The 22,317-nt window shown below is 64.9% G+C and carries 19 protein-coding genes and 1 riboswitch; of the genes, 14 read left to right on the forward strand and 5 right to left on the reverse strand.

Annotated elements, in window-relative coordinates; all coding sequences use genetic code 11:
- The first annotated feature begins 460 nt into the window (after positions 1-460).
- From GEOBRER4_RS02680 to GEOBRER4_RS02745, 14 genes are all read left to right on the forward strand, one after another.
- The gene (locus GEOBRER4_RS02680) at positions 461-979 is read left to right on the forward strand and encodes a chemotaxis protein CheW (RefSeq protein WP_185244124.1); all 519 of its coding nucleotides are present in this window, start codon (positions 461-463) and stop codon (positions 977-979) included.
- Entirely contained in the window at positions 976-1,434 is a 459-nt protein-coding gene (locus GEOBRER4_RS02685; protein WP_185244125.1) for a hypothetical protein, read from the forward strand. The genes GEOBRER4_RS02680 and GEOBRER4_RS02685 overlap by 4 nt, the downstream gene beginning before the upstream one ends.
- A 127-nt stretch (positions 1,435-1,561) precedes the next feature.
- Positions 1,562-3,067, forward strand: coding sequence for a methyl-accepting chemotaxis protein (locus GEOBRER4_RS02690; RefSeq protein ID WP_185244126.1), 1,506 nt, complete (start codon positions 1,562-1,564; stop codon positions 3,065-3,067).
- Positions 3,067-4,107, forward strand: a complete 1,041-nt coding sequence (gene cheB, locus GEOBRER4_RS02695) for a chemotaxis-specific protein-glutamate methyltransferase CheB (RefSeq protein WP_197971391.1) — start codon at positions 3,067-3,069, stop codon at positions 4,105-4,107. Before GEOBRER4_RS02690 ends, cheB begins: the two co-directional genes overlap by 1 nt.
- Positions 4,108-4,118: 11 nt before the next feature.
- A complete protein-coding gene (locus tag GEOBRER4_RS02700; RefSeq protein ID WP_185244127.1) occupies positions 4,119-5,597 on the forward strand; it encodes a CheR family methyltransferase in 1,479 nt (492 codons plus the stop codon).
- Position 5,598: 1 nt separating this feature from the next.
- Positions 5,599-7,914, forward strand: coding sequence for a hybrid sensor histidine kinase/response regulator (locus GEOBRER4_RS02705; RefSeq protein WP_185244128.1), 2,316 nt, complete (start codon positions 5,599-5,601; stop codon positions 7,912-7,914).
- A 30-nt stretch (positions 7,915-7,944) separates the two neighbouring features.
- Complete coding sequence (locus GEOBRER4_RS02710; RefSeq protein ID WP_185244129.1) at positions 7,945-8,313, forward strand: response regulator; 369 nt, start codon at positions 7,945-7,947, stop codon at positions 8,311-8,313.
- 16 nt (positions 8,314-8,329) lie between these two features.
- Positions 8,330-9,976 carry a response regulator gene (locus GEOBRER4_RS02715; RefSeq protein WP_185244130.1) on the forward strand — a complete coding sequence of 549 codons (1,647 nt, stop codon included), beginning with the start codon at positions 8,330-8,332 and terminating at the stop codon, positions 9,974-9,976.
- A complete protein-coding gene (locus GEOBRER4_RS02720; protein WP_197971392.1) occupies positions 9,973-10,986 on the forward strand; it encodes an NADH-quinone oxidoreductase subunit B family protein in 1,014 nt (337 codons plus the stop codon). The genes GEOBRER4_RS02715 and GEOBRER4_RS02720 overlap by 4 nt, the downstream gene beginning before the upstream one ends.
- The gene (locus GEOBRER4_RS02725; protein WP_185244131.1) at positions 10,983-12,464 is read left to right on the forward strand and encodes a Ni/Fe hydrogenase subunit alpha; all 1,482 of its coding nucleotides are present in this window, start codon (positions 10,983-10,985) and stop codon (positions 12,462-12,464) included. Before GEOBRER4_RS02720 ends, GEOBRER4_RS02725 begins: the two co-directional genes overlap by 4 nt.
- The gene (locus tag GEOBRER4_RS02730; RefSeq protein WP_185245272.1) at positions 12,464-12,976 is read left to right on the forward strand and encodes a hydrogenase maturation protease; all 513 of its coding nucleotides are present in this window, start codon (positions 12,464-12,466) and stop codon (positions 12,974-12,976) included. The genes GEOBRER4_RS02725 and GEOBRER4_RS02730 overlap by 1 nt, the downstream gene beginning before the upstream one ends.
- Positions 12,973-14,913, forward strand: coding sequence for a CoB--CoM heterodisulfide reductase iron-sulfur subunit A family protein (locus GEOBRER4_RS02735; RefSeq protein WP_185244132.1), 1,941 nt, complete (start codon positions 12,973-12,975; stop codon positions 14,911-14,913). Before GEOBRER4_RS02730 ends, GEOBRER4_RS02735 begins: the two co-directional genes overlap by 4 nt.
- A complete protein-coding gene (locus GEOBRER4_RS02740) occupies positions 14,910-15,380 on the forward strand; it encodes a hydrogenase iron-sulfur subunit (RefSeq protein ID WP_185244133.1) in 471 nt (156 codons plus the stop codon). Before GEOBRER4_RS02735 ends, GEOBRER4_RS02740 begins: the two co-directional genes overlap by 4 nt.
- Positions 15,377-15,598 carry a sulfurtransferase TusA family protein gene (locus GEOBRER4_RS02745; protein ID WP_085813983.1) on the forward strand — a complete coding sequence of 74 codons (222 nt, stop codon included), beginning with the start codon at positions 15,377-15,379 and terminating at the stop codon, positions 15,596-15,598. Before GEOBRER4_RS02740 ends, GEOBRER4_RS02745 begins: the two co-directional genes overlap by 4 nt.
- 5 nt (positions 15,599-15,603) lie before the next feature.
- Here the strand turns inward: GEOBRER4_RS02745 and GEOBRER4_RS02750 are convergent, their stop codons facing one another.
- From GEOBRER4_RS02750 to GEOBRER4_RS02770, 5 genes are all read right to left on the reverse strand, one after another.
- On the reverse strand, positions 15,604-17,196 hold the full coding sequence (locus GEOBRER4_RS02750) for a hybrid sensor histidine kinase/response regulator (RefSeq protein WP_185244134.1): 1,593 nt from the start codon (positions 17,194-17,196) through the stop codon (positions 15,604-15,606).
- 285 nt (positions 17,197-17,481) lie between these two features.
- A riboswitch (cyclic di-GMP riboswitch) is annotated at positions 17,482-17,558 on the reverse strand.
- 107 nt (positions 17,559-17,665) lie between these two features.
- The gene (locus GEOBRER4_RS02755) at positions 17,666-19,600 is read right to left on the reverse strand and encodes an Lnb N-terminal periplasmic domain-containing protein (protein WP_226377872.1); all 1,935 of its coding nucleotides are present in this window, start codon (positions 19,598-19,600) and stop codon (positions 17,666-17,668) included.
- Between the two features lie 70 nt (positions 19,601-19,670).
- A complete protein-coding gene (locus GEOBRER4_RS02760) occupies positions 19,671-20,135 on the reverse strand; it encodes a DUF3015 family protein (protein WP_185244135.1) in 465 nt (154 codons plus the stop codon).
- 199 nt (positions 20,136-20,334) lie between these two features.
- The gene (locus GEOBRER4_RS02765; RefSeq protein WP_185244136.1) at positions 20,335-21,645 is read right to left on the reverse strand and encodes an NCS2 family permease; all 1,311 of its coding nucleotides are present in this window, start codon (positions 21,643-21,645) and stop codon (positions 20,335-20,337) included.
- Between the two features lies 1 nt (position 21,646).
- Positions 21,647-22,198 (reverse strand): hypoxanthine-guanine phosphoribosyltransferase, encoded by a 552-nt coding sequence (locus tag GEOBRER4_RS02770; RefSeq protein WP_085813978.1) that lies wholly within the window; start codon positions 22,196-22,198, stop codon positions 21,647-21,649.
- Positions 22,199-22,317: the final 119 nt, after the last annotated feature.

The raw sequence follows: 22,317 nt of genomic DNA on the forward strand, positions 1-22,317 counted from the left end.
GTTGGAGGATGTTAGTGTGCCGGCCTATTTTAGCAGATGGATCGGGAGGGGCCAGCTTCGGGGGATCAAACGGTGGCGCGGGAAACGGAGGCGCTTGAGCGGGACCCGGCGCTGGCCGGAAAGGCTTAAATCGTCCGCTTCTGGGTCTGATGGTCCACTCGGAGCCGCCAAGGCTAAAGAAGCCTTCAGGCTATGAGAGTGAAGGCGGGTGCTTCTCTGTGTGAGCGCTGTCCCTTGAGAGTTGTAACTGCCATTTTCTCACCTTTTGAGTCAAAAAATCGAACTATCTCTCAAGTTGTCATTATTGGTACCGAAACTACTGTGTATACAATTTAAAGTTTTGTCATGCAGGATACCTCTCGCCCCGCCAACTGCCTGTATCAAGGCAGATTTCTCCTGCGAACAGCGGCGCTCCGCCGTCTGATTTAATTTTCCGTTAATTACGAGAAGGTCAATTCCCATGGCGCCATCGAAGGAAACCCTGAACAGCGAGCTGATTCTGAACGAGTTGAAACTCAGGCAGCGCAGCAAGGAAATCGTGGACGTCGAGGAAGAGCGGGTCAAGGTGGTGGTCTTCACCTGCTGCGGAAACCGCTACGCCTTCTACGGCGAGGACGTGCGCGAATTCATTCCCAACTGCGAGATCTCCTGGGTTCCGGGACTTCCTGACTACCTCCCCGGCCTGATCAACGTGCGCGGCGACATCGAATCCGTCATCGACATCACCCCCTTTCTGGGAGAAGGGAAAAAGGAGGCGTTCCGCGGCCTGGTCGCCATGGCCGTCCGGGAGGATTTCCGCTCCGGTGTGATGATCGACTCCATCGAGGACGTGGTGGACGTCCCGGCCGGCAGCATCAAGCCCCCCCTCTCCACGCTCAGCGGCGCGGCGCGCGAACTGGTAGCCGGGGAACTGGAGTACGAAGGGGCCCTGGTCCCTCTGCTCGACCTAGGTAAGCTGGGCGCGAAGATCACGCTATGACGGCCGGCCCGCAGGGATACCTGAACCTGCTCCTTTTCTCGGTGCAGGGGGTGCGCTTCGGCATCGAGGCCGAACAGGCGCTGGAAACGGCGCTCTACAGCGGGGAAGAGGCCGAGGACCTGTTCTGGCTGCACGAACTGCTGCAGTACCGCATCCCCGTTTCCCCCTATCTTGCGCCTGCAGTCGTCACCGTGGGTGCTAGGCAGGGGGCGCGCCGCCGGGTGATCATCGACGGCATGGAGGAGATAGCGGAGTACGCGATCTCCGACATGCGGCCGCTTCCCGCCGCATGCGAGAAGCTCTGCCTGCGTAACGGCATTTGGGGGGTGCTGCCGCGCCGGGGGGAACTCACGCTGCTGCTCGACCTGCTGGCGTTATTCGGCCGCAGGGACCAAGAGGCACCCAAGCCTCCCCAAGTGGATACCGACGACACTCAAGGCGCCATGCAGCAGTGAGCGCCATAGAAATACCTGACCGGCAGCGCCGGGCTTTCCCCTCCTTCACGGCGAGCTTCGGGCTCGAGACGAAGGGGAAGCTTGAAAGGGCGCCGGTTCAGGCAATTCCAACCAAGCGGAGAAACGCATGAGACTGACCACAAAGCTAATCCTGGTAAACATGGTGATCGTGACCCTGGCCGTGGCCATAACCAGCTGCTTCATCTTTGCCGGCATCCGCTCCGAGATCGAGAGGCAGGCGGGGGTATCCCAGGAGAGGATACTGAAGTCTTTCTGGAAACTTCTGGGGAGCAAGGGAAAGGAAATGCGGGCGGTCAACGGGAAGCTGATGGCGGGCAACTACCTGCTCAACGGCAACTACGAGCTTCCCGACACGGTCAAGGAGATGTACGGCGGCACTGCCACCGTCTTTTTGGGCGACACCCGCATCTCCACCAACGTGCTCAAGCCAGACGGCAGCAGGGCGGTCGACACGAAGCTCAGCGGCCCCGCAGCCGACGCGGTGCTCAAGGAGGGAAGGCCGTACCGGGGAGAAGCGATGATCCTGGGCGCCCCGTACCTGACCGCCTACGACCCGATCCGGAACGCCAGGGGAGAGGTGATCGGCGCGCTCTACGTCGGGGTGAACAAGGGGGACTACTTCGCCGCCTATGACAGCCTCAGAAGCAGCGTCGTCGCCATGACCGTGGCCGTCGCCCTGGTGTTCTCGCTCATCACCTGGGTGCTGGTGCGCAGGACCCTCTCACCCATCATCGGCGAGGTCTCCGGGATCACGGACCGGATCCACCATCACGCCGGCGCCATTGCGGTCAGCCTGGACCAGCAGTCGGGCTTTGCCAACCAGCTCTCCAGCTCGGTGGTGGAGATATCATCGACCATGGAGGAATTCTCCTCCACCGCGGTCCAGATCGCCCAGCACAGCCAGAGCGTGGTGGAGCGTGCCGACAAGACGCTGGATGACAGCAAGAACGGCGCCGCCGAGGTGGAGAACCTCACCTTCAAGGTCAACGACATCAGCCAGAACATCCAGGCGAACCTGGGCGAGATCGTGGAATTGGGGAGAAAGTCGAAAGAGATCACCAAGGTGATGGAGATCATCAACAACATCGCCAACCAGACCAAGCTGATCGCCTTCAACGCGGCCCTGGAGGCGGCGAGCGCCGGCGAGGCGGGGAAGCGCTTCGGGGTGGTGGCGGTGGAGATCCGGCGCCTGGCTGACAGCGTGGTTGAGTCGACAGCCGAGATCGAAGGGAAGATCACCGAGATACTGGACTCGGTGAACCGGCTGGTGATGTCCTCGGAGAAGAGCTCCCAGCTGATCCAGGAGGGGCAGGAGTACGCCTCACACACGGTCATGATGCTGATCGAGAGCGTGGACGGGGTCGAGGAGACCACCAATGCGGCGCGCCAGATATCGCTCTCGACGCAGCAGCAGCAGATAGCGAGCTCCCAGGTGGTTGTGGCCCTCAAGGAGATCGAGCAGGGGGTGCGCTTCTCCAGCAACTCCGTGCACGAGGCGGGGAGCGTCACCCGGGATCTAGCTGTTCTGGCCGAGCAACTGCGGGGGGTGGTGCAGGCACTGAACCCTGGGGGTGGCAAAGGCAAAAAACAGGCCGAAGCGGGGCTTGCCTGATGACCCTGTGGAAAGCCAAAAGGGAGATACGGGTCCTTGTGGTCGACGACAGCCGCCCGGTGCGCGACATGGTCCGCTCCCTGCTGAAAAAGGAGGCGGGGATCGAGGTGGTCGGCGAGGCGGTCGACGGCGCCGACGCCGTGTCCAAGGTCTTCGAGCTTCACCCGGACGTCGTCACCATGGACATCGAGATGCCGGTGATGGGAGGGTTCGAGGCGATCGAGACCATCATGTCCCGGCACCCGGTGCCGATCCTGGCTCTTACCGCGTTAAGCGGGGTGCAGACCGCCTTCACCGCAGTCACCAAGGGGGCGCTGGACGTGATGCTGAAGCCGGAGCTGCGCGACAACCCCCAGAAACTGGCGCAAAAGATAAGGACGCTCTCGGCGATCGACCTGAACGCGCTGCGGCAGCTGGGGAAGGTGTCCGCTCCCTTGGCGGCTAAAGCGGCCGGGAAGAGGCCGCGGCCGCACGGCGCGAGTGTGGTCGCCATCGCCGCCTCCACCGGAGGGCCGCAGGCGATACAGCATATCCTGTCGCAGCTCCCCGCGGACTTTCCCGCTCCCATCGTGGTGACCCAGCACATGGCCGAGGGGTTCATCGGCGGCATGGTGGATTGGCTGAACGCCACCTCCAGGCTCGCCGTCAAGATCGCCTGCAACGGCGACTACCTTACCCCGGGAGAGGTCTCGGTCAATCCGCCCCAGCAGGCCATGAGGGTAAGCAGGCAGGGGATGGTGCTCCTCGGGGAGAGGGACCCGCGCCTGGTCTACAACCCCTCCTGCGACACGCTCTTGACCGCGGTTGCCGAAGCCTACGGGGAGAGGGCGATAGGGGTGATCCTGAGCGGGATGGGGGACGACGGGGTGCTGGGGATGGAGTCGATCAAGAAAGCCGGCGGGGCCACCCTGGCCCAGGACGCTGGCACTTCGGCGATCTTCGGGATGAACGCCCTCGCCCTGCAAAGGGGGTGCATCGACCGAGCGCTGCCGCTGTCGGAGATCCCGGGCGAGCTTTTGTCGCTGGTGTGCGGCAGATGACGGGGGAGGCCGTGCAGAACCGGGACGGGGGGGAGTTGGGCCCGCTGAAAGAGCTGATCCTGCGCACCTGCGGCTTCACCTTCGAGCAGGGGCGCGAACGGAGCCTCGCGGAGGGGGTGGCTGCCAGGATGGCCGAGAGAGGGGTCGACAGTCACAGCGCCTACCACGCGCTCGTGGCCCGAGACCGCGAAGAACTGAACGCCCTGGTGGAGCTCCTCACCGTCAACGAGACCTACTTCTTCCGGGAGCCCGATCACCTGAACCTGGTGGCGGGCCTGCTCCTGGGGGAAATCATGGCGGCGGGTGAGGCGCGGCCGGTGAAGATCCTGAGCGCAGGTTGTTCCACGGGGGAGGAGGCTTACAGCATCGCCATGATGCTGCGGGAGCGCTGGGGCGCCGAAAGCGAGCGCCTGTTCACCGTCACCGGCGTGGACATAGATTCGGGCGCGGTAGCCGCGGCCTTAAGGGGGGTGTACGGCAGGGGCTCCTTCCGCGGCACCGGCGCGGAGCAGCTGCAGCGTCATTTCGATCCGGTCGGGCAGGGGGAGTACCGGGTGCGGGAGGAGATCAGGAAGCTGGTCCGTTTCGAGGTGGTGAACCTCCTGAACCCGTTCTACCCGCAGGCGATGCAGCTTTCAGACGTCATCTTGTACCGCAACGTATCCATCTACTTCCCGCAGGAGGTGCAGCGCAGGATCTTCAGCAACCTTGCGGGGCTCTTGAACGGGGGGGGGTATCTCGTGGTGGGGGCGACGGAGACCATCCATCACGACATCGGCGTCCTTTCCCTGGTGCAGCGAAACGCCCTTTTCTGTTACCGCAAGGAGCCGCTGCAGTTCAGGTTCGTCGAGCGCAGGGAGGCACGGCGCAACGGCCCGCCGGTGACCCGTAGCGCGCCTGGCGCGGTGCCGCGTTCCCCGCACTCCCGGGAGGGTGTTCGGCCCCAGCCGGGGGAGGGGAAGCAAAAGGCAGCCTGGGACCCTGGCGAAACGAAGGCGCTCTTCGACACTGCCCTGGAGCTCGCCTGCCAGGGGAAGGCCGACGAGCCGCTGGAGCTTTTGGAAACGGTCCTCTCGCGCCACCCTGGGTTTGCCAAGGCGCTCACCTTGAAGGCGAGCCTCCTGGTGAACGCGCAGCATCTCGAAGAGGCGGCCGGGCTCTGCCAGGGGCTCGTCGCGCGCGACCCGCTCTGCTTGGAGGGGTACCTCATGCTGGGGGTGATAGCGCGGCACTTGGGGGACGAGGAGGAGGGGTTGAAGCGGTTTCGCGAGGCTCTTTACCTGGCGCCGGGATGCTGGCTGGCGCAGTTTTACAGCGCCGAGATCCTCGCCGGGCGCAAGGACCTGAAAAGGGCCCGCAGTGGCTACGAGACGGCCTTGCGGCTCCTGGAGAAGGGTGAGTTCCGCGAGGGCGCCCTCTTCCCGCTTAGCTTCAACGCCGGGCAGTTTCAGGCGATATGCCGGCACAAGCTGTCGCAGCTGAAGGAGTGAGATGGCCTTCGATCATGCCAAATTTCTGGCGCGCTTCATCGATGAGGCGCGGGAGCACTGTTCGCGCTTGAGCGAGGGGCTGCTGAACCTGGAGAACTCACCGGGGGATGCCGAGCTTCTGAACGGGCTGTTCCGCTCTGCCCACACCATCAAGGGCTCCTCCCGGATGATGAAGCTTGCCGGCGTCACCGAACTGGCCCACCGGATGGAGGATGTGCTGGACGCGGTGCGCGGCGGGAGTCTGCAAGCCGCCCCCGCGGTCTGCGACGTGCTCTTCCGCGGCCTGGACGCCCTGGGGAGGATGCTGGAGGCGATGGCCGCGGGGGAGGTGTCCCCCGAGGCGCCCGCGGAGCTCTGCCGGGAGCTGGCCCAGACAGCCCAGCCGGCGCCGGAGGCGTCAGCGCCCGTGGCGGACACCCCGGACACCCCGGACAGCTCGGACAAGTCAGACAAGTCAGACAAGTCAGACAAGTCAGACAAGTCAGACAAGTCGGACAGGTCGGACAGCCCGGACAGCCCGGACAGCCCGGACAGCCCGGACGGGTCGCGGCCTTCGGTCGCCACCTGCGCGGCCCCGGAGGCAGGGGGCGCTCCGGAGAAGCACCCCGCGGGGGCCAAGGACAGACCGGCGGAGTACCTCCGGATCAATGCGGCGAAGCTGGACGACCTGATCAAGCTGATGGGGGAGATCGTCTCCCAGCACAACAGGTACCGCAGGGACATCGCTTCTCTCCGGGAGATCGAACGGAGCGTGACGCGGCACCTGAAGGCGGTGTCGGAACTCTCCGGCACGGACTCGGGCAACGAGGCGCTGGCTGAGGCGGGGGACGCGCTGCAGCTCTCCCTGCGCCAGGCGGTGCGCGGCATGCAGGACGCCTCCCTCCTGCAGGAGCACCTGGTGGGGGACCTGCAACAGAGCTCCCTCACGCTGCGCATGCAGCCCCTCTCCACCGTCTTCGACCCCCTGCGCCGAACGGTGCGGGACCTGGCCCGCGAGGTCGGCAAGGAGGTCGATTTCGTGGTGGACGGCGGGGACACGGAACTGGACCGAAAGATCATCGACCGCATCGGCGACTCCCTCCTGCACATGATCCGCAACTCGCTGGATCACGGCCTGGAGAGCGGCGAGGAGCGGACCGCTGCGGGAAAACCGGCCAAGGGAACCATCTCCCTCTACGCCTATTACGACAGCGGCTGCGTCACCATCTCCCTTAGCGACGACGGCAAGGGGCTCAGCGTCGAGAAGATCGGCCAGAAGGCGCTGGCCAAGGGGCTCCTTACCGAAAGCGCCCTCCAGTCCATGTCGAGGGCGGAGGTGACTAACCTGATCTTCCTCCCGGGTTTCAGCACCTCCCCCATCATCACCGACATCTCCGGGCGCGGCGTGGGGATGGACGTGGTGCGCAAGAGCGTGGTCGACGAGCTTAGGGGGAGCATAGTCATCGAAACGAGGGAAGGGGAGGGGACCACCTTCCTGCTGCGCCTGCCGCTGAACCTGGCCGTCTTCCCGCTCTTCCTGCTCTCGGTGGGCGGAAAGATCTGCGCGCTGCCGGCAACCTCGATGGTGGAGATGCTCTCCATCCGCCGGGACGAGATCATCGACATCGTCAACAAGCGGGCCATCCGCCTGCGCGAGCAGATCATCCCGGTGGAGGAACTTTCGGCCATCGTGGGGGTGGAGCGCGAGCCGAGGGCGGGGTGCGAGGTCACCGTTGTGGTGATCAGGGACGGCGAGGAGAAGCTCGGGCTTTTGGTGGACGCCATCGTCGGCCGCGAGGAGATGGTGGTCAAGTCGCTGCCGCAGCATCTCAAGGACCTGCGCCTGGTGTCCGGGGCGACCATCGGCGAGCGGGACAGCATCATCAACGTGCTGCACCCCCCCGAGATCATCAGGCTCGCCCGCGAGATCGCGCAGCCGCGGCAGCGGCCGCACGGGGAGGCGCCGCGGCAGGATGCGACCGTGCTGGTGGTGGACGATTCCATCAATACCCGCGAGCTGGAGCAGAGCCTCCTGGAAGCCTACGGCTACAAGGTGGTGACCGCGGAGGACGGCGAGGACGCCTGGCTCAAGAGCCGCGGCACCCGCTTCGACCTGGTGATCACCGATGTCGAGATGCCAAGGCTGGACGGCTTCTCGCTCACCGAACGCCTCCGCTCGGACCCTGAGTACGGCGGCGTGCCGGTCATCATCGTCACCTCGCGCGAGAAGGTGGAGGACAAGAAGAGGGGGATCGCCGTGGGGGCAAACGCCTACATCGTCAAGGGGGCCTTCGACCAGTCCAACCTGTTGGACACGGTGCGGAGCCTTATCGGTTGATAAAAAATCGAGCAGCCAGAGGAGAGAGACATGACAGATAGCCCGAAAACCGTGTTGGTGGTGGACGACGACCCGTTCACCGCGGAACTCACCGCCATGCTGGTCGAGATGGCGGGATACGAAACCGTGCTGGCGGAAGGAGGGGTGGACGCGCTGGAGAAGCTGGAGGCGCAGCCGGGCCTCGCGGCGGTGGTTTCCGACATGAACATGCCGATGATGAGCGGGGCCGAACTCTTCGGGGAACTGCGCCGGCAGGGGTTCCGGCAGCCGTTTCTGCTCATCACCGGGGAGGAGGCGGAAAAGCTCAGGGGGCAGTATCCCGAGATGAGCGCGGTGCTCACCAAGGACGAGGAACTGCAGGAGAACCTGCCGGACCTCCTCGCCTCCATCGTGGGCTGACAGCGGGGGGAAAGCCATGACGACACAAGGGGTTTCAACGGCCGCGAGGCTGAAACGGATACGGGAGGCCTTCCTGAAGCAGCTCCCGGCCCAGCTGGAGGCGCTGCGGACAGCGCTCGACGACTTCGAGGAGAAGCCGGACTTCGAGCACTTGCAGGGGCTGCACCGCTCCATCCACACCCTCAGGGGGGGGAGCGCCTCCTTCGGGCTTAAGGGGGTGAGCGCCGCCGCGGCGGTCGGGGAGCAACTGGCCAAGGAGGCGATGTACGTCGAGCCGCTGCCGGCCAAGAGGCTGGTGCCCCAGTTGCGGGGGCAGCTTGCCGCCATCGAGCGGGCGGCGGCTGAGCTGGAGTGCCAGGAGGCTGCCGACCTGCAGGCGCTGGACCTGGTGGCGGCCTCGGAGAACGCGGCCTGCCGCGAGGAGAAGGTGGTGTATCTCTGTGAGGACGACTCCTTCCAGCGCATGGCCCTCTCCACCCAGATCGGCTGTTTCGGCTTCCGCACCATGGCCTTTCCCGACGTGGAGCAGCTCTACCAGGCGGTGCAGAACTCGCCTCCGGACGCCATCGTCATGGACATGATGTTCTCGGGGAGGCCGCTTGCCGGCGCCGACATGGTGGCGAAGATCCAGTCCGAACGGAAAGCGCCGATACCCGCCGTGTTCGTCTCCTCGGTCGACGACTTCTCGTACCGCCTTTCCGCGGTCCGGGCGGGCTCCAGCGCCTACTTCGTCAAGCCGGTCAACGCCATCGACCTCTGCTCCGTCCTAACGAAGCTCACCACGGTGGAGCCGCCGGAGCCGTACCGGATCATGATCGTGGACGACGACGCCCACCTCCTGGAGCTGTACTCCACCATCCTCGAAGGGGTGGGGATGGTGACCAGGCAGATCAACGACCCCCTGCTGGCCATGGGGAGCCTCCAGGAGTTCAAGCCGGACCTGATCCTGACCGACATGAACATGCCGGGCTGCAACGGGATGGAGCTCGCCAAGACGATCCGGCAGTCGGGGGACTGCGTCAGCATCCCGATCGTCTTCCTCTCGACCGAGACCGACACCGACCTGCACAGAAACGCCATGCGCATGGGGGGGGACGAGTTCCTTACCAAGCCGATCAAGCCCGAGCACCTGATCTCGGCAGTCGCGGTGCGTGCCGAGAGGATGAAGGTGCTCCGCTCGCTGATGGTCCGGGACAGCATGACCGGGCTTCTCAACCACACGGCGATCAAGGCGAAACTCGACGGGGCGATCGCCGAGAACGAGGGGGACCTCTGCTTCGCCATGCTCGACATGGACCGCTTCAAGGAGATCAACGACAAGTACGGCCACCCCACCGGGGACCGCGTGCTGGTGACGCTGGCCAAGTTCCTGCGCACCAGGCTCGCGAAGACCGACTCGATCGGCCGCTACGGCGGCGAGGAGTTCGCCCTGATACTCCCCGGATGCGACCTCGCCGCGGCGCGGGAACGGCTGGACCAGCTGCGGGAGAGCTTCGGGGCCATCCAGTTCCCGGCCGGGGGGGAATCGTTCCAGGCCACCTTCAGCTGCGGCGTGGCGGCGCTTGCCACCCACAAGAAGGGGGACAGGCTCTGCGCCGCGGCGGACGAGGCGCTCTACGAGGCGAAGAAGCTCGGGCGCAACCGCGTGGAGGCCGGCAAGTGACCGGCGGGCGAGGGGGGGGAAAGCCCGGAAAGCCGAAGCTAGCCATGTACTGGGGGGCGTCCTGCGGGGGGTGCGAGATCGCGCTGGTGAACCTGCACGAGCGGATACTCGATGTCGACGCCGCCTTCGACTTCATGTTCTGCCCCTGCCTCTTGGACACCAAGAAGAAGGATGTCGAGGCGCTCCCCGACGGGGCGATCGCGGTGACCCTCTTCAACGGCGCCCTGCGCAGCTCGGAGAACGAGGAGATGGCGCGCCTTTTGAGGAGGAAGTCTCGCCTTCTGATCGCGACCGGGAGTTGCGCGGTGGAGGGGTGCATCCCGGGGCTCGCCAACCTGCGGAGCCGGGAGGAGCTCATCGAGGGGGTCTACCTCGACAGCCCCACCCTGGACAACCCGCAGGGGACGCTCCCGGTCGGCTCCTCTCTCACCCCCCTGGGCGCGCTGGAGCTTCCCTCCCTGCTGCCGCGGGTGAAGACCCTGCGGGAGGTAGTCCCGGTGGACTACCTGATCCCGGGCTGCCCGCCGGAATCGCACCAGCTCTGGAACGCGCTTGAGGCGGTCATACTGGGCGAGCTCCCCGCTCCCGGGAGCTTCCTCGGGGCGGGGGAGGGGACGGTCTGCCGCGACTGCGCGCGCACCAAGGAGGACAAGAGCATCGGGCGGCTCTACCGCAACCACGAGATCGAGCCTGTGGACGGGAAGTGCCTCCTGGAGCAGGGGATGATATGCCTCGGCGTCGCCACGAGGGGGGGCTGCGGCGCTCCCTGTCCCGACGCCAACATGCCCTGCAGCGGCTGCTACGGCCCCCCGGAAGGGGTGGCCGACCAGGGGGGCGCCATGATCGCCGCCCTGGGTTCCATCATCGACCCCGGGGAGCACAGGGGGAAAGGGGAGAAGGAGCTGGCCCTCCGCCTTGAGGAGTTCCTGGACCAGGTCCCCGACTACGCCGGGCTCCTCTACAAGTACACCCTGCCGGGATCGGTCCTGGGGGGGAGGGTGAAAAGATGACCCGCATCAGCATCGACCCGATCACGAGGCTCGAGGGGCACGGGAAGATCGAGATCTTCCTGGACGCGGCAGGGGAGGTGGCGGAAGCCTTCTTCCAGGTGCCGGAGCTGCGCGGCTTCGAGCAGTTCTGCGTGGGGCGCATGGCCGAGGAGATGCCCCTCATCACCAACCGCATCTGTGGCGTCTGCCCGGAGGCGCACCACATGGCGGCCTCCAAGGCCCTTGACGCCCTCTTTGCCGCGGACCCGCCTCCCGCCGCGAAAAAACTGCGCGAGCTCCTCTACTGCGCCTTCTTCGTCACCGACCATACCACCCACTTCTACGCGCTGGGGGGGCCTGACTTCATCATCGGCCCCGACGCTCCCCCCGCGGAGCGGAACATGCTGGGGGTGATCAGGAAGGTGGGGCTCGACGTGGGGAAGGAGGTGATCGCCTGCCGCGCCAGGAACCACCAGGTGATCAAGACCGTGGGGGGGCGGAGCATCCACCCGGTCGCGGGGATCCCCGGGGGGTGGAGCCGCCCGATCAGCCACGCCGAGAGGGACGAGATCGTCGCGAGTGCGCGGAAGAACGTGGAGTTCGCGCGCTTCACCCTGAAGCTCTTCGACGACCTGGTGCTGAAAAACCCCGTCTACCGCGAGCTCCTCGGCTCCGAAACCTACACCCACAGGACCTACTACATGGGGCTCGTGGACGGCGAGGGACGGCCGAACCTCTACGACGGCACGGTGCGCGTCGTCTCTCCCGACGGCTCGGAGCTCTCGCGCTACCACCCGGACCAGTACGCGGAGCAGATCGCGGAGCGGGTGGTCCCCTGGAGCTACCTGAAGTTCCCCTACCTGAAAAAGGTGGGGTGGCAGGGGGTGGTGGACGGACCGGGAAGCGGGGTCTACACCGCGTCCCCCTTGTCGCGGCTGAACGTCGCGGACAAGATGGCGACCCCACTGGCGCAGCAGGAGTTCGAGCGCTTCTTCGATACCCTGGGGAGCGGCAGGACCGGGGGGCGCTACCTCCCGGTGCATTCCCGGCTGGCGACCCACTGGGCGAGGCTCGTGGAGCTCCTCTACGCGGCGGAGCGGATGCTGGAACTGGCCCTCGACCCGGAGATCACCTCGACGGACCTCCGCGCCAAGCCGGGCCCAGTGACCGGCCGCGGCGTGGGATGCGTGGAGGCCCCCCGGGGGATACTCACGCACCATTACGAGGCGGACCAGCGGGGGGTGCTCACCCGCGTCAACCTGATCGTCGGCACCACCAACAACTACGCACCGATGGCGCTTTCAATCAAGAAGGCGGCGAGCCGGATCATCACCGGCGGCAAGGTCGTGGAGGAGGGGATGCTGAACCGCATCGAGATGGCCTTCCGGCTCTACGACCCCTGCCTCTCCTGCGCCACCCACGCCTTCGGCAAGATGCCGCTCAAGGTCACGGTCCGGGACGCGTCGGGCGCCGTGGTCCATGAAGTGGAGCGCGGGTGATGGGGACCGTGGTGGTGGGGCTTGGGAACCCGATCCTTACCGACGACGGCGTCGGGATCAAGGTGGCGGCGGCGGTGCGGGAGCTCTTGGCGGGGACCGGGGTCGAGGTGGTGGAGGCGTACTCGGGAGGGCTCAGGCTCATGGAGGCGATCTCCGGCTACCGGCGGGCCGTGATCGTGGACGCCATGACCGGGGGCCTTCCCCCCGGGACCGTGCTCCGCATCGGTGCGCTGGAGGGGAGGGGTACCCGCAACCTGCACAGCAGCCACGACGGCGACCTGGCGGGGGCGCTGCGGCTGGGGCGCGAGCTGGGTCTTAACCTGCCGGAGCTGGTCGAGCTGGTCGGGGTGGAGGCGGGGGACGTGGAGACCTTTGGCGAGGAGCTGAGCGAAGCGGTGCGCGCGGCGCTGCCTAAGGCCGTGGCGGCGGTTATGGCAGCCGCAGCACCCGGGATGGACCCGGGCGGGCTGGGGGACGCCGCGACTGCGGGCGGGGCGGGGGAGCGTTCATGAAGATCGGTCTTTATTTTTGCAACTGCGGGAGCAACATAGCGGAGCTGGTCGACCCGGAAAAGGTACGCCTGGGGCTGGCCCAAGACGGCCTCGCCTATTTCAAGACCTACCCCTTCCTCTGTTCCGAGGAGGGGAAGGCCTTCCTTGAACAGGACCTGAGGGACGAGCGGCCGGACCGGGTGGTGATCGCCGCCTGCACCCCGAGGGAGCACGAGGCGACCTTCATGCGGGTGCTGGAGCAGGCCGGGATGAACCCCTACCTGATGCAGATGGTGAACCTCCGGGAGCAGGTGGCCTGGGTCACCAAGGAGCCGGAGCAAGCCGTGCGCAAGGCGGTACTGGCGATCCGGGGGGCGCTCCTCAGGGTCGCGCTGCAGCAGGAGCTGGAGAGGGAGGAGCTCGAGGTCGCGAGCTCGGTGCTGGTTCTGGGGGGCGGCCCTGCCGGGCTCAAGGCCTCCCTCACCCTGGCCCGGGCGGGGCGCAAGGTGGTCCTCGTCGAGAAGGGGCCAGCCATAGGCGGGCTGCCGGTCCTCTACGAGGAGCTCTTCCCCGACCTCGAGTGCGGCCCCTGCATGCTGGAGCCGCTCATGGGGGAGCTGCTCCACGGCGAGTACGCCGGCAACATCGAGCTTCTGACCCTCTCCGAGCTGGCCGAGGTGAAGGGGTTCTTCGGCAACTTCAGCGCCACCATCCGAAGACGGCCGCGCTACCTGGACGAGGCCACCTGCATCGGCTGCGGCGAGTGCGTCGAGGCCTGCCCCGTCGCGGGGAAGAACCCCTTCGACTGCGGCATGGGGGAGAAGAAGGCGATGGCCTTCGCCTTCCCCGGGGCGCTCCCCAACCTCCCCTACCTCGATCCGGCGCTCTGCACCCGGTTTACCGAGGGGGGTGAGTGCCGTCTCTGCAGCGAGTCCTGCCCCATGGGAGCAGACGTGGTGCGCTACCAGGACGCCGAGACGCTGGTGGAGCGGCAGGTGGGGGCGATCGTCGTCGCGACCGGCGCCTCGCTCTACGACTGCACCACTTTCCCGCAGCTTGGCTATGGAGTCCTGCCCCAGGTGAAGACGGCGCACGAACTGGAGCGGATGCTTGCCTCCAACGGTCCCTTTGCCGGGGACCCGTCCGGACTCCCGGAAAGGGTCCTTTTCATCCACTGCGTGGGAAGCCTGGACGAGGGGCACCGCCCCTACTGTTCCGGGATCTGCTGCCAGTACGCCTTCAAGCTGAACCGCCTGCTGCGCTCGCGGCTGCCGCAGGCGCGGATCCATCATCTCTACCGTGAGATCGCCGCCGCCGGCAAGGAGGCCTCGGCGCTCTACCTCTCCGCCCGTGAGGATCCCGGCACCGCTCTCTCCCGGTACGGGAGTCTCGCCGGGCTCTCGGTGCGGGAAGAAGGGGGGGAGGCCCGCGTCTTCGTGGCCGGCGGGGAGAGTCTGAGCGCCGATCTCGTGGTGCTCTGCCCGGCGGTGGTCCCTGGGGAGGACGCCGGGGCGCTGGGGGCGCTTTTGGAGGTTTCGCTGGACCGGTTCGGCTTCTACGAGGAGATGCACGGCAGGATCGACGCCTCCTCCAGCAAGATGCGCGGGATCTACCTGGCCGGGGCCTGCCAGGGACCCGCCGACATCCAGCGCGCCGCGCTGCAGGGGGTTGCCGCCGCAGGCTCCGTCCTCTGCGAACTGGTCGAGGGGCGCAAGCTGCGGCTCGAACCGCTTTTCGCCAGCGTGGATCCGGAACTTTGCTCCGGGTGCCGGGTCTGCCTCAAGGTCTGCCCCTACCGGGCGGTCTCCTTTGACAGCGAAAAGGGGGTGGCCTGCGTCAGCTCCGTCCTTTGTCACGGCTGCGGCACCTGCGTCGCCGCCTGCCCGGCGGGCGCTTCCCGGGCGCAGCATTTCACCGGCGAAATGATCCTCGCGGAGATAGAGGGGGCCTTGAAATGAAGGGATCGATAAACGCCCGCAAGGGCGAAAAACGGCGGGCGGCGGAGCCGTTCGAGCCCCGCATCATCGGTTTTCTCTGCAACTGGTGCTCCTATGCCGGGGCGGACCGGGCCGGGCTGGCGCAGACGCCTTACCCCCCCAACGTGAGCATCGTCAGGGTGATGTGCACCGGGAGGATCGAGCCTGTCTTCATCATGAAGGCCTTCCAGCAGGGGGCCGACGGCGTCATCGTGCTGGCCTGCCATCCGGGGGACTGCCACTACAAGGAAGGGAACCTCCGCGCGGCCCAGCGGCACGCGCTGCTCGCCAGGGTGATGCTTCAGATGGGGGTCGAGCGGGAGCGCTGCCGCTTCGACTACGTTTCGGCGGGGGAGGGGGAGAAGTACGCGCAGCTCGTCACCGACATGGTGGAGTCGGTGCGCATGCTGGGCCCATTGAAAAAAGTATCCGCGGGAGGCGAAATATGAGCGTTCAGGTACTCGATGCGCGCGGGCTCAAGTGCCCGCAACCGACTTTGAAGATAACAGTGCTGGCCACCAAGATGAAGCCCGGCGAGGTGCTCGAGGTGGTGGCGAACTGCCCCACCTTCGAGAAGGACGTGCGGGACTGGTGCACCCGGGCCAGGAAGATCCTTTTGTGGCTCAAGGTGGAAGGGGACTCCAAGCGCTGCCAGATCCAGTTCTGACCCCTTCAGCCCTTTCTCCATAGGGTCGCCAGCACCGTTTGCAGGAGGTCCAACCGGTACGGCTTCGAGATGAAGCCGGCGTGGGCGTCTTCGCCAATGCAGGGGCGGATGTCCTGATCCCCGTACCCGCTGCAAAAGAGCACCGGGAGCGAGGGGGTATCCTTGCGCAAAGCGCGGTAGGTCTCGATGCCGTCAAGCTCCGGCATGGTCAGGTCCATCAGCACGAGGTCTATCTCGCGCTTGCGCTCCTGCCAGATCCTGAGCACCTCGCTGCCGTTTTTGGCGGCGATCACGCTGAACCCCATGCTGGCGAGAAGTTCAGCCCCTACAGCACGAAGTTCCTCCTCGTCGTCGACCAAAAGGATAGTGCCTTGGAGCATTGCCGCTTCTGGCGGCGAGGAGGGGGGCGCGATGCCGTTGCTTTCGGGGTGTGTGTCTGGGGGAAGGGGGAAGTAGACGCTGAAAGTGGTCCCCGCCCCGGGGGTGCTGCGGAGCTGCAGCGCTCCGTTATGGGACTTGATGATGCCGCTTAGCGCCGAAAGCCCCAGTCCCCGCCCGGTGAACTTGGTGCTGAAAAACGGCTCGAAGATCCGCTTCTGGGTCTCCGGGTCCATGCCGCACCCGGTGTCGGCCACCTCCAGGCACAGATAGGCTCCGGGCGGGATCTGGTTGCCGAAGCAATCCACCTTCGGCTCCGCCTTGAGCAACGTCTTTTGCAGTACGGCCACCTTGACCTCGCCCCCCTGCTCTCCCAGCGATTCCGCCGCGTTCACCACGAGGTTCATCACGATCTGCTGGATTTTCGCCTCGTCGCAGGTCAGCTTCGGCAGGCCGGTTACGAAATCGCATTCGACCGTCACCTTCTTGTTGAACGCGGGCTGCAGCATCTGCACCATGTCGCGTACCAGCGCCGGGAGGTGGATCTGCGTCTGCACCAGCGGCGCTTTCCCCGCATAGGTAAGCATCTGCCGGCAAAGGTCGGCGGCCCGACTGCCTGCCGACTCGATCTGGTCCAGGTGATTGATGATCTGGGCACTGGATTCGTTGTCCTTGGCAAGCGTGCAGTGCCCGAGGATTATCATCAGGATGTTGTTGAAATCATGTGCGATTCCGCCGGTGAGCACGCCGAGGCTCTCGAGCTTTTGGGCCTGCCGCAGCTGCTGCTCCAACTCCAGCCGGTATTCCTGGGCTTTTTTCCGCTCGGTAACGTCGCGGGCCACGTGGACGCAGGCGACGAGGGTCCCCTCCTCGTTGTACAAAGGGGATAACGAGATGTCGAAAAAGCCGCCCAGGTTGCCGACCTCGACTTCCTCCGCCCGTGGCGCCCGGCCCTCTTTCAGGCTCTGGAGCGGACAATAGGGCGGGGGAGACGACAGGTTGTGGAAGACCTCGTAGCACTTGCGTCCCGGAAGCTCCTCCGGCCGGATGCCGCAGTACTTGGCCATGGCGCGGTTGGCGCGCGAGATGGTGTGGTTGGTGTCGGTGATGAAGATCAGGTCCGGGATGGAGTCGAAGGTCTGCTCCCACTCGCGCTTGCCGCGGCTGACCGCCTCATAAAGGAGCTGGGGAATGGCGATGGTGTTTTCGTCGCTCACCATGATAGCCCCCATATGGCTGCTGCGGGGCGTTTGGGGGAGAAAAAGATCTCCTGGGGCAAACGGTGCAGGTGAACCCCAGCGTCCTGCCCGGCGAGGTTTGCTTTGCCTGGGGCAACTGTCATTACTGCGGTCGTGCTGCGGCGCACGACTGTCAAAGGGTAGATAGATCCGATTGGCCCGAGTATGTGACAGTACATGGACGATACCTCCTCATCCGGACCCCAGTCAGATGAACGGCTGGGTCCAGAACGCAAAAAAAGCCGGGAGCGGAATATCAAAGGATATTTCGGCAACCCGGCTGTCTCTGGGAGACCCTGTAGGCTTTCCGCCCCATCCTCGCGGATGGTTGAGTATTATCGTCTATCCCTGTTAGGGAAGGTTATGTTGTTCAGATTATGCACAGGCGGGAAAATTATGTCAATGGCTTTTGCTGAGAGATCAACCTGACCCGCTCAGACAGTAGGCTACATCAGAAATAACGGTTCCAGAGCAGCGTCGCCTCCCGCACTGAGTGCCCCTCGACCTCCTGATAGCTAAGTTCCAAATTCACCGAGTCGTTTCGCGTCAGCCGGAAGTTCTGCGCCACGGTTCCCTTGACTGCCACGCGCTCGTCCCCCAAAAGGTAGTAGAACGCCTCCCCCTTGAGCTGCAGCTTCCACCAGTCGGTCACCTGCTCCAGTGCTCCCAGGCTCACCCCCGGTCCGGCTGCGACGTTCCCCGCAAACCTTCGCCCCGCGTTCAGGTCCACCTCCCCAAGGGCGTGCAGGATCCCGCCGAAGGGGGAGCGCGCGGCGAACCCCCCGCCGGTGTTGACCCGGAAGATGAGGGAGTCCCTGCCGTCCTTCATCGCCTCGGTGTCCCAGCCGGCGGCCGCCTTCCAGGAGAGAGGGGTGAAGAAGCGATCCCTGGGGGAGGTGGAGGCGATGTCCAAAAGGTGCAGGCTCTTCAGCCATAACCGGTCATGCTCCGGCGCGTAGCGCAGCGCCGTGTCCAGGAACTTTATCTGCGCTCCCCGGATGTACCCCTGGTCCGGGTCGAGCATGTCGTGGAACGCGGGCTGCAGCCGCAACTCGCCGAACCACTCGTCCCGCCGGACGCCGCCCCCCGCTCCCAGCTTGACGGTCCCGTGGCCGGCGTCGGGAGGGGGCGGGGGGGCGACCGTGTACAGATCGTCTTCCCCCTTGCCCATCCGGCTCCTTTGCGCCAGTATCTTCAGGTACAGCTTGTTGAAGTCGTCCTTTTCCAGCTCTTTGCGGGCGTACCGCAGCTGGACCATCTCCGCCGCCAGGTCCAGTACTTCCCTCTGCTGCTGCACCGACGCGCCGGCTCGTGCCGCCTTTGACGGTTCGCTTTTCCCCTGCGCCAGTTTCAGCGCCGCCTTTTGCCCTTCAGCGTCAAGTAGAGAGGCCATCTTCACGATACGCGCCCCCTGCGACGGGCGGTAGACCGCCTCGTCCACGATCCCGTTTTCCCTGGCGAGCTCAATGGTGTCGGTGGGGAGGACCCAGAGGCCGGTCCGGTCGCTCAAGTGCAGGGTAGGGCGTGCCGCCTCGATCAGGAATAGCAGGTTGAAGGAGCAGTTCTCGTCGAGGAAGAAGTACTGCGACGAGATCCGCTCCAGCTCCAGAGTGTGCAAAAGCATCCGGTCCACTTCTTCCTGGGAGAGCCTCAACCGGTACTCCCACATGTCCCGGTGCTCCAGGTCGCCGTACTCCTTCACCTTCAAGTAGTATGGCATCAGGGAGTAGTACCCCTTGTACTTGCCGCAAAGCCCCTTGTAGGCGTACAGGAGCCCGTTCTTGTCGTTCGCGTCCGCCGCGTAGTTGACGGCGAAGGAGATGAGGTTGCTCTTGGTGGGGCCGTCGAACCTGAGCAGGGTGTGCCCGAACATCGAAGCCGGGCTGTTTATGTGCCCCACGGGAAAGACCAGCACCGCCGAGCGTGCGTCGACCGTTTGCAGCAGCTCCTTCTGCTCCGTGCAGGCCGTCTCGGGGAGATCCCCCGGTGGGATGCCGAGCCGATCCTTGAGCCACTGGAGCCTTGCGGGGAACCGGCAGATGGGGTGCTCGCCGTCACCGGTCCGGGGGAGGAAGAACCCGGCGATGGTGGCCTCCAGTTCCGCCTCGGGGTTTTCCCGCCCCTGCGGGGAGAGGAAGAAGTTGGGGTCCGAGATCCTGCTCCGGAAGCCGCCGCCAAAGGTTTTCTTGTAGTGCAGGAGGATGTGCCAGTTCCTTTCGGAGGCAAGCCCCATGCTGCGGGCGCGGGCGATGAGGAGGTCCGGCTGGGAGGGAGGCGCTGCTGCTGCGGGGGAAACGAGGAGCAAGAGCCAGAGCGTGGCGAAAACGGCGCTGCGGGTGATGGCCATGGAATGAACCTGCTTTCGGGACAGGAAGTCGGGCGGCATTCGCCCGCATTAAAAAAAAGGTGCACGGCGAACGCCGTGCACCCTGCATTGACCAATGGGAAACAGAGTGCTACCTGGTGACCGCCACCGAGTTGTCGATGACCTCGGCGAGGACGATCTTGTCGGAGGTGAAGATCTTGTTGAAGTTCGCCTGCAGCGTCGCCTTGTAGGCGTCGCCCTGGCCAGGGGTGACCCCCAGCATCTCGACGAAGGTGTCCAGGGTCTCGCCCTTGCCCATGGCGATTTCCTTGGCCAGGTTGTCCATGTTGGCGCGGACGAACTCGTTCAGCTTCTCGTTTTGCGCAATTTTGCTCGGTTGCTGGCATTCCGAAGTGCCGGAAGAGATGCCGAAGGTCTGGGAGCCGAAGCTGCCGTTGGTGGTGGACTGCAGGACTTGCAGCACGATGGAGTTGTCAGCCTTGTTCTGGAACAGCAAGGTTCCGAGACCGCAACCGGTGTTGGTGTGAGCCTGGGCGGCGTAAGATGCGCCTGATACAGCAAGACTCAGAAGAAATCCCAGCAGAAGTTTTTTCATGTTCCTCTCCTTGTTAGAGAATTTTGACTTATTATAGGGGAGGGTTTGTCTCTGTCAATGAGAGGATGGAAAAAGTTTTTTCAATAATTGCGCGGGAGTTCCCCTTGGGGTGGGAATCTTCATTGGATGAGGAAGCTTGGCTTGGAGAGGAAGCGTCCCCCTCCTGCTGGAGGGGGACCAAAAGTGCGGATGGAACGGATTATTTCGCCCCGAAGACGAAGTAGGAGAGGGAGAGCAGGGCGAGCACCCACATCCCCCCTTTCATCTCCTTGATGCGCCCGGTGGCGCCCTTCATGAGCGGATAGGCGATGAAGCCTGCGGTCATGCCGACCCCGATGTTGTAGGTGAAGATCATCAGCACTACGGTCAGGAAGGCGGGGATCAGTTCAGTGAAGTCGTCGAAGTCGATCTTCGCCAGCGGGCTGATCATGAAGGAGCCGATCACGATCAGGGCGATGCCGAAGGCGTGCGCCGGGACCACGGTGAAAAGGGGCGCGAAAAAGAGGGCCAGAAGGAAGAAGAACGCGGTGACGAGGGCGGTGAAGCCGGTGCGCCCCCCCTCCTCGATGCCGGCCGCGCTCTCTATGTAGGCGCCGGTGGTGGTGGTCCCAAGAAGCGGCGCCGCGACAGTCGCCAGCGCGTCGGCGAGCATCGGCTTCTCGATCTCGGGAAGGTTCCCCTTCTCGTCCAGAAGGTCCGCCCGCATGGACAGGCCCAGGAGCGTCCCGACCGTGTCGAGGAAGGCCATGATGAAGATGGTCAGGATGATCGGGAAGAAGCCGGGCGACAGCGCCCCGGCGAAATCGAGCTGGAACAGGATCGGCGAGATGTCGGGCGGCAGGCTGACGAACGACTGCGGCAGCGGTGTCACCTTGAGCGCGATGGAGGCGATGGTGGTGACGACGATGCCGATCATCATCGCGCCCAGCACCTTGCGGGAGATGAGCACCACGGTCAGGAGGAGGCCGAACACGGCCAGGAGCACCGAGGGTTGGGAGAGATCCCCCAGCTTCACCGGCGCCCCGGGGACTCCGAGCACCACGATGCCGGTCTCGTTCAGGCCGATGAAGGTGAGGAACAGGCCGATCCCGGTGGCGAAGGCGCACTTGAGCGACAGGGGGATCGATTCCGCGAGCCAGCTCCGCACCTTGAACAGGGTGAGCAGGGTGAAGAGGACCCCGGCGAAGAAGACGGCGGTGAGCGCGGTCTGCCAGGAATATCCCATCACCTTCACCACCACGAAGGCTATGAAGGCGTTCTCGCTCATGTAGGGGGCGATGGCGAAGGGGCGGTTGGCGAAAAACGCCATCAGCACGGTGCCGAAGACGGCGGCGATGATGGTCGCGGTGGTTGAGGGGCCGCGCGGGATCCCCGCGTTTTCCAGGATGGCCGGGTTGACTATGATGATGTACGCCATGGTGAGGAAGGTGGTGAGTCCGGCGATGACCTCACGCTTCATGTCGGTGCCGTAGCGCTGGAACTGGAAGTAAGCTGCTATGCGGGAGGTCATGCTAGTTCTGCTCCTTCATTGCGTAGAGCGCGGGGAGGTTGCGCCAGTAGCCTGCGATGTCCATGCCGCAACCGAAGAGGAAGCGGTCCTCTACCTCCAGACCGACGAAGTCGGCCTTGGCGCCGGGCGCCTTCCTGTCGTGGATCTTGTCTACCAGCACCGCGGTGTAGACCGCGGCGGCGCCTTCCTCGCGGCAGTAGCGCTCGATCTCTGCGAGGGTCACCCCCTCGTCCAGGATGTCGTCCACCAGGAGCACCGTGCGCCCCTTGAGTGACCGCTCCGGCTTTACTTTCCAAAGCAGGCTTCCGCCGGTCAGCTCCGCGCCGTAACGGGTAGCGTGAAGGTAGTCGAGCTCCAGCGCGAAGGGGAGTTTGTCCACCAGCTTGCCGGTGACGAACAGCCCGCCGTTCATGATGCAAATCGCCACAGGGTCGGTTCCCGCCAACCGCTCGGTTATCTGCTGCGCCATGCGTGACAGCGCAGCGTCGACTTCCTGTGCGGACTTCAGACAGTCGGCCTTCTGCCGGATGTCCTCCATGTCTTTCAGTAACATTGACGCTCCTTGGAAACTTTTGTTTCAAGCCGCGGAACGATAGCAAATTTTCTCCGTGAAATCAATTAATTGTACTTTAATTAGCTTTGACTCGAACGGAGTTGCGGGCGGGAAGGGAT

It is taken from the genome of Citrifermentans bremense (genome assembly GCF_014218275.1).
Taxonomy (GTDB): Bacteria; Desulfobacterota; Desulfuromonadia; order Geobacterales; family Geobacteraceae; genus Geomonas; species Geomonas pelophila.

What these genes read in the sequence shown, in the direction of transcription:
- GEOBRER4_RS02680 (WP_185244124.1), top strand. Translation starts at nt 461, where the DNA reads ATGGCGCCATCGAAGGAAACCCTGAACAGCGAGCTGATTCTGAACGAG.
- GEOBRER4_RS02685 (WP_185244125.1), top strand. Translation starts at nt 976, where the DNA reads ATGACGGCCGGCCCGCAGGGATACCTGAACCTGCTCCTTTTCTCGGTG.
- GEOBRER4_RS02690 (WP_185244126.1), top strand. Translation starts at nt 1,562, where the DNA reads ATGAGACTGACCACAAAGCTAATCCTGGTAAACATGGTGATCGTGACC.
- cheB (WP_197971391.1), top strand. Translation starts at nt 3,067, where the DNA reads ATGACCCTGTGGAAAGCCAAAAGGGAGATACGGGTCCTTGTGGTCGAC.
- GEOBRER4_RS02705 (WP_185244128.1), top strand. Translation starts at nt 5,599, where the DNA reads ATGGCCTTCGATCATGCCAAATTTCTGGCGCGCTTCATCGATGAGGCG.
- GEOBRER4_RS02710 (WP_185244129.1), top strand. Translation starts at nt 7,945, where the DNA reads ATGACAGATAGCCCGAAAACCGTGTTGGTGGTGGACGACGACCCGTTC.
- GEOBRER4_RS02715 (WP_185244130.1), top strand. Translation starts at nt 8,330, where the DNA reads ATGACGACACAAGGGGTTTCAACGGCCGCGAGGCTGAAACGGATACGG.
- GEOBRER4_RS02725 (WP_185244131.1), top strand. Translation starts at nt 10,983, where the DNA reads ATGACCCGCATCAGCATCGACCCGATCACGAGGCTCGAGGGGCACGGG.
- GEOBRER4_RS02730 (WP_185245272.1), top strand. Translation starts at nt 12,464, where the DNA reads ATGGGGACCGTGGTGGTGGGGCTTGGGAACCCGATCCTTACCGACGAC.
- GEOBRER4_RS02735 (WP_185244132.1), top strand. Translation starts at nt 12,973, where the DNA reads ATGAAGATCGGTCTTTATTTTTGCAACTGCGGGAGCAACATAGCGGAG.
- GEOBRER4_RS02740 (WP_185244133.1), top strand. Translation starts at nt 14,910, where the DNA reads ATGAAGGGATCGATAAACGCCCGCAAGGGCGAAAAACGGCGGGCGGCG.
- GEOBRER4_RS02745 (WP_085813983.1), top strand. Translation starts at nt 15,377, where the DNA reads ATGAGCGTTCAGGTACTCGATGCGCGCGGGCTCAAGTGCCCGCAACCG.
- GEOBRER4_RS02750 (WP_185244134.1), bottom strand. Translation starts at nt 17,196, where the DNA reads ATGGTGAGCGACGAAAACACCATCGCCATTCCCCAGCTCCTTTATGAG.
- GEOBRER4_RS02755 (WP_226377872.1), bottom strand. Translation starts at nt 19,600, where the DNA reads ATGCCGCCCGACTTCCTGTCCCGAAAGCAGGTTCATTCCATGGCCATC.
- GEOBRER4_RS02760 (WP_185244135.1), bottom strand. Translation starts at nt 20,135, where the DNA reads ATGAAAAAACTTCTGCTGGGATTTCTTCTGAGTCTTGCTGTATCAGGC.
- GEOBRER4_RS02765 (WP_185244136.1), bottom strand. Translation starts at nt 21,645, where the DNA reads ATGACCTCCCGCATAGCAGCTTACTTCCAGTTCCAGCGCTACGGCACC.
- GEOBRER4_RS02770 (WP_085813978.1), bottom strand. Translation starts at nt 22,198, where the DNA reads ATGTTACTGAAAGACATGGAGGACATCCGGCAGAAGGCCGACTGTCTG.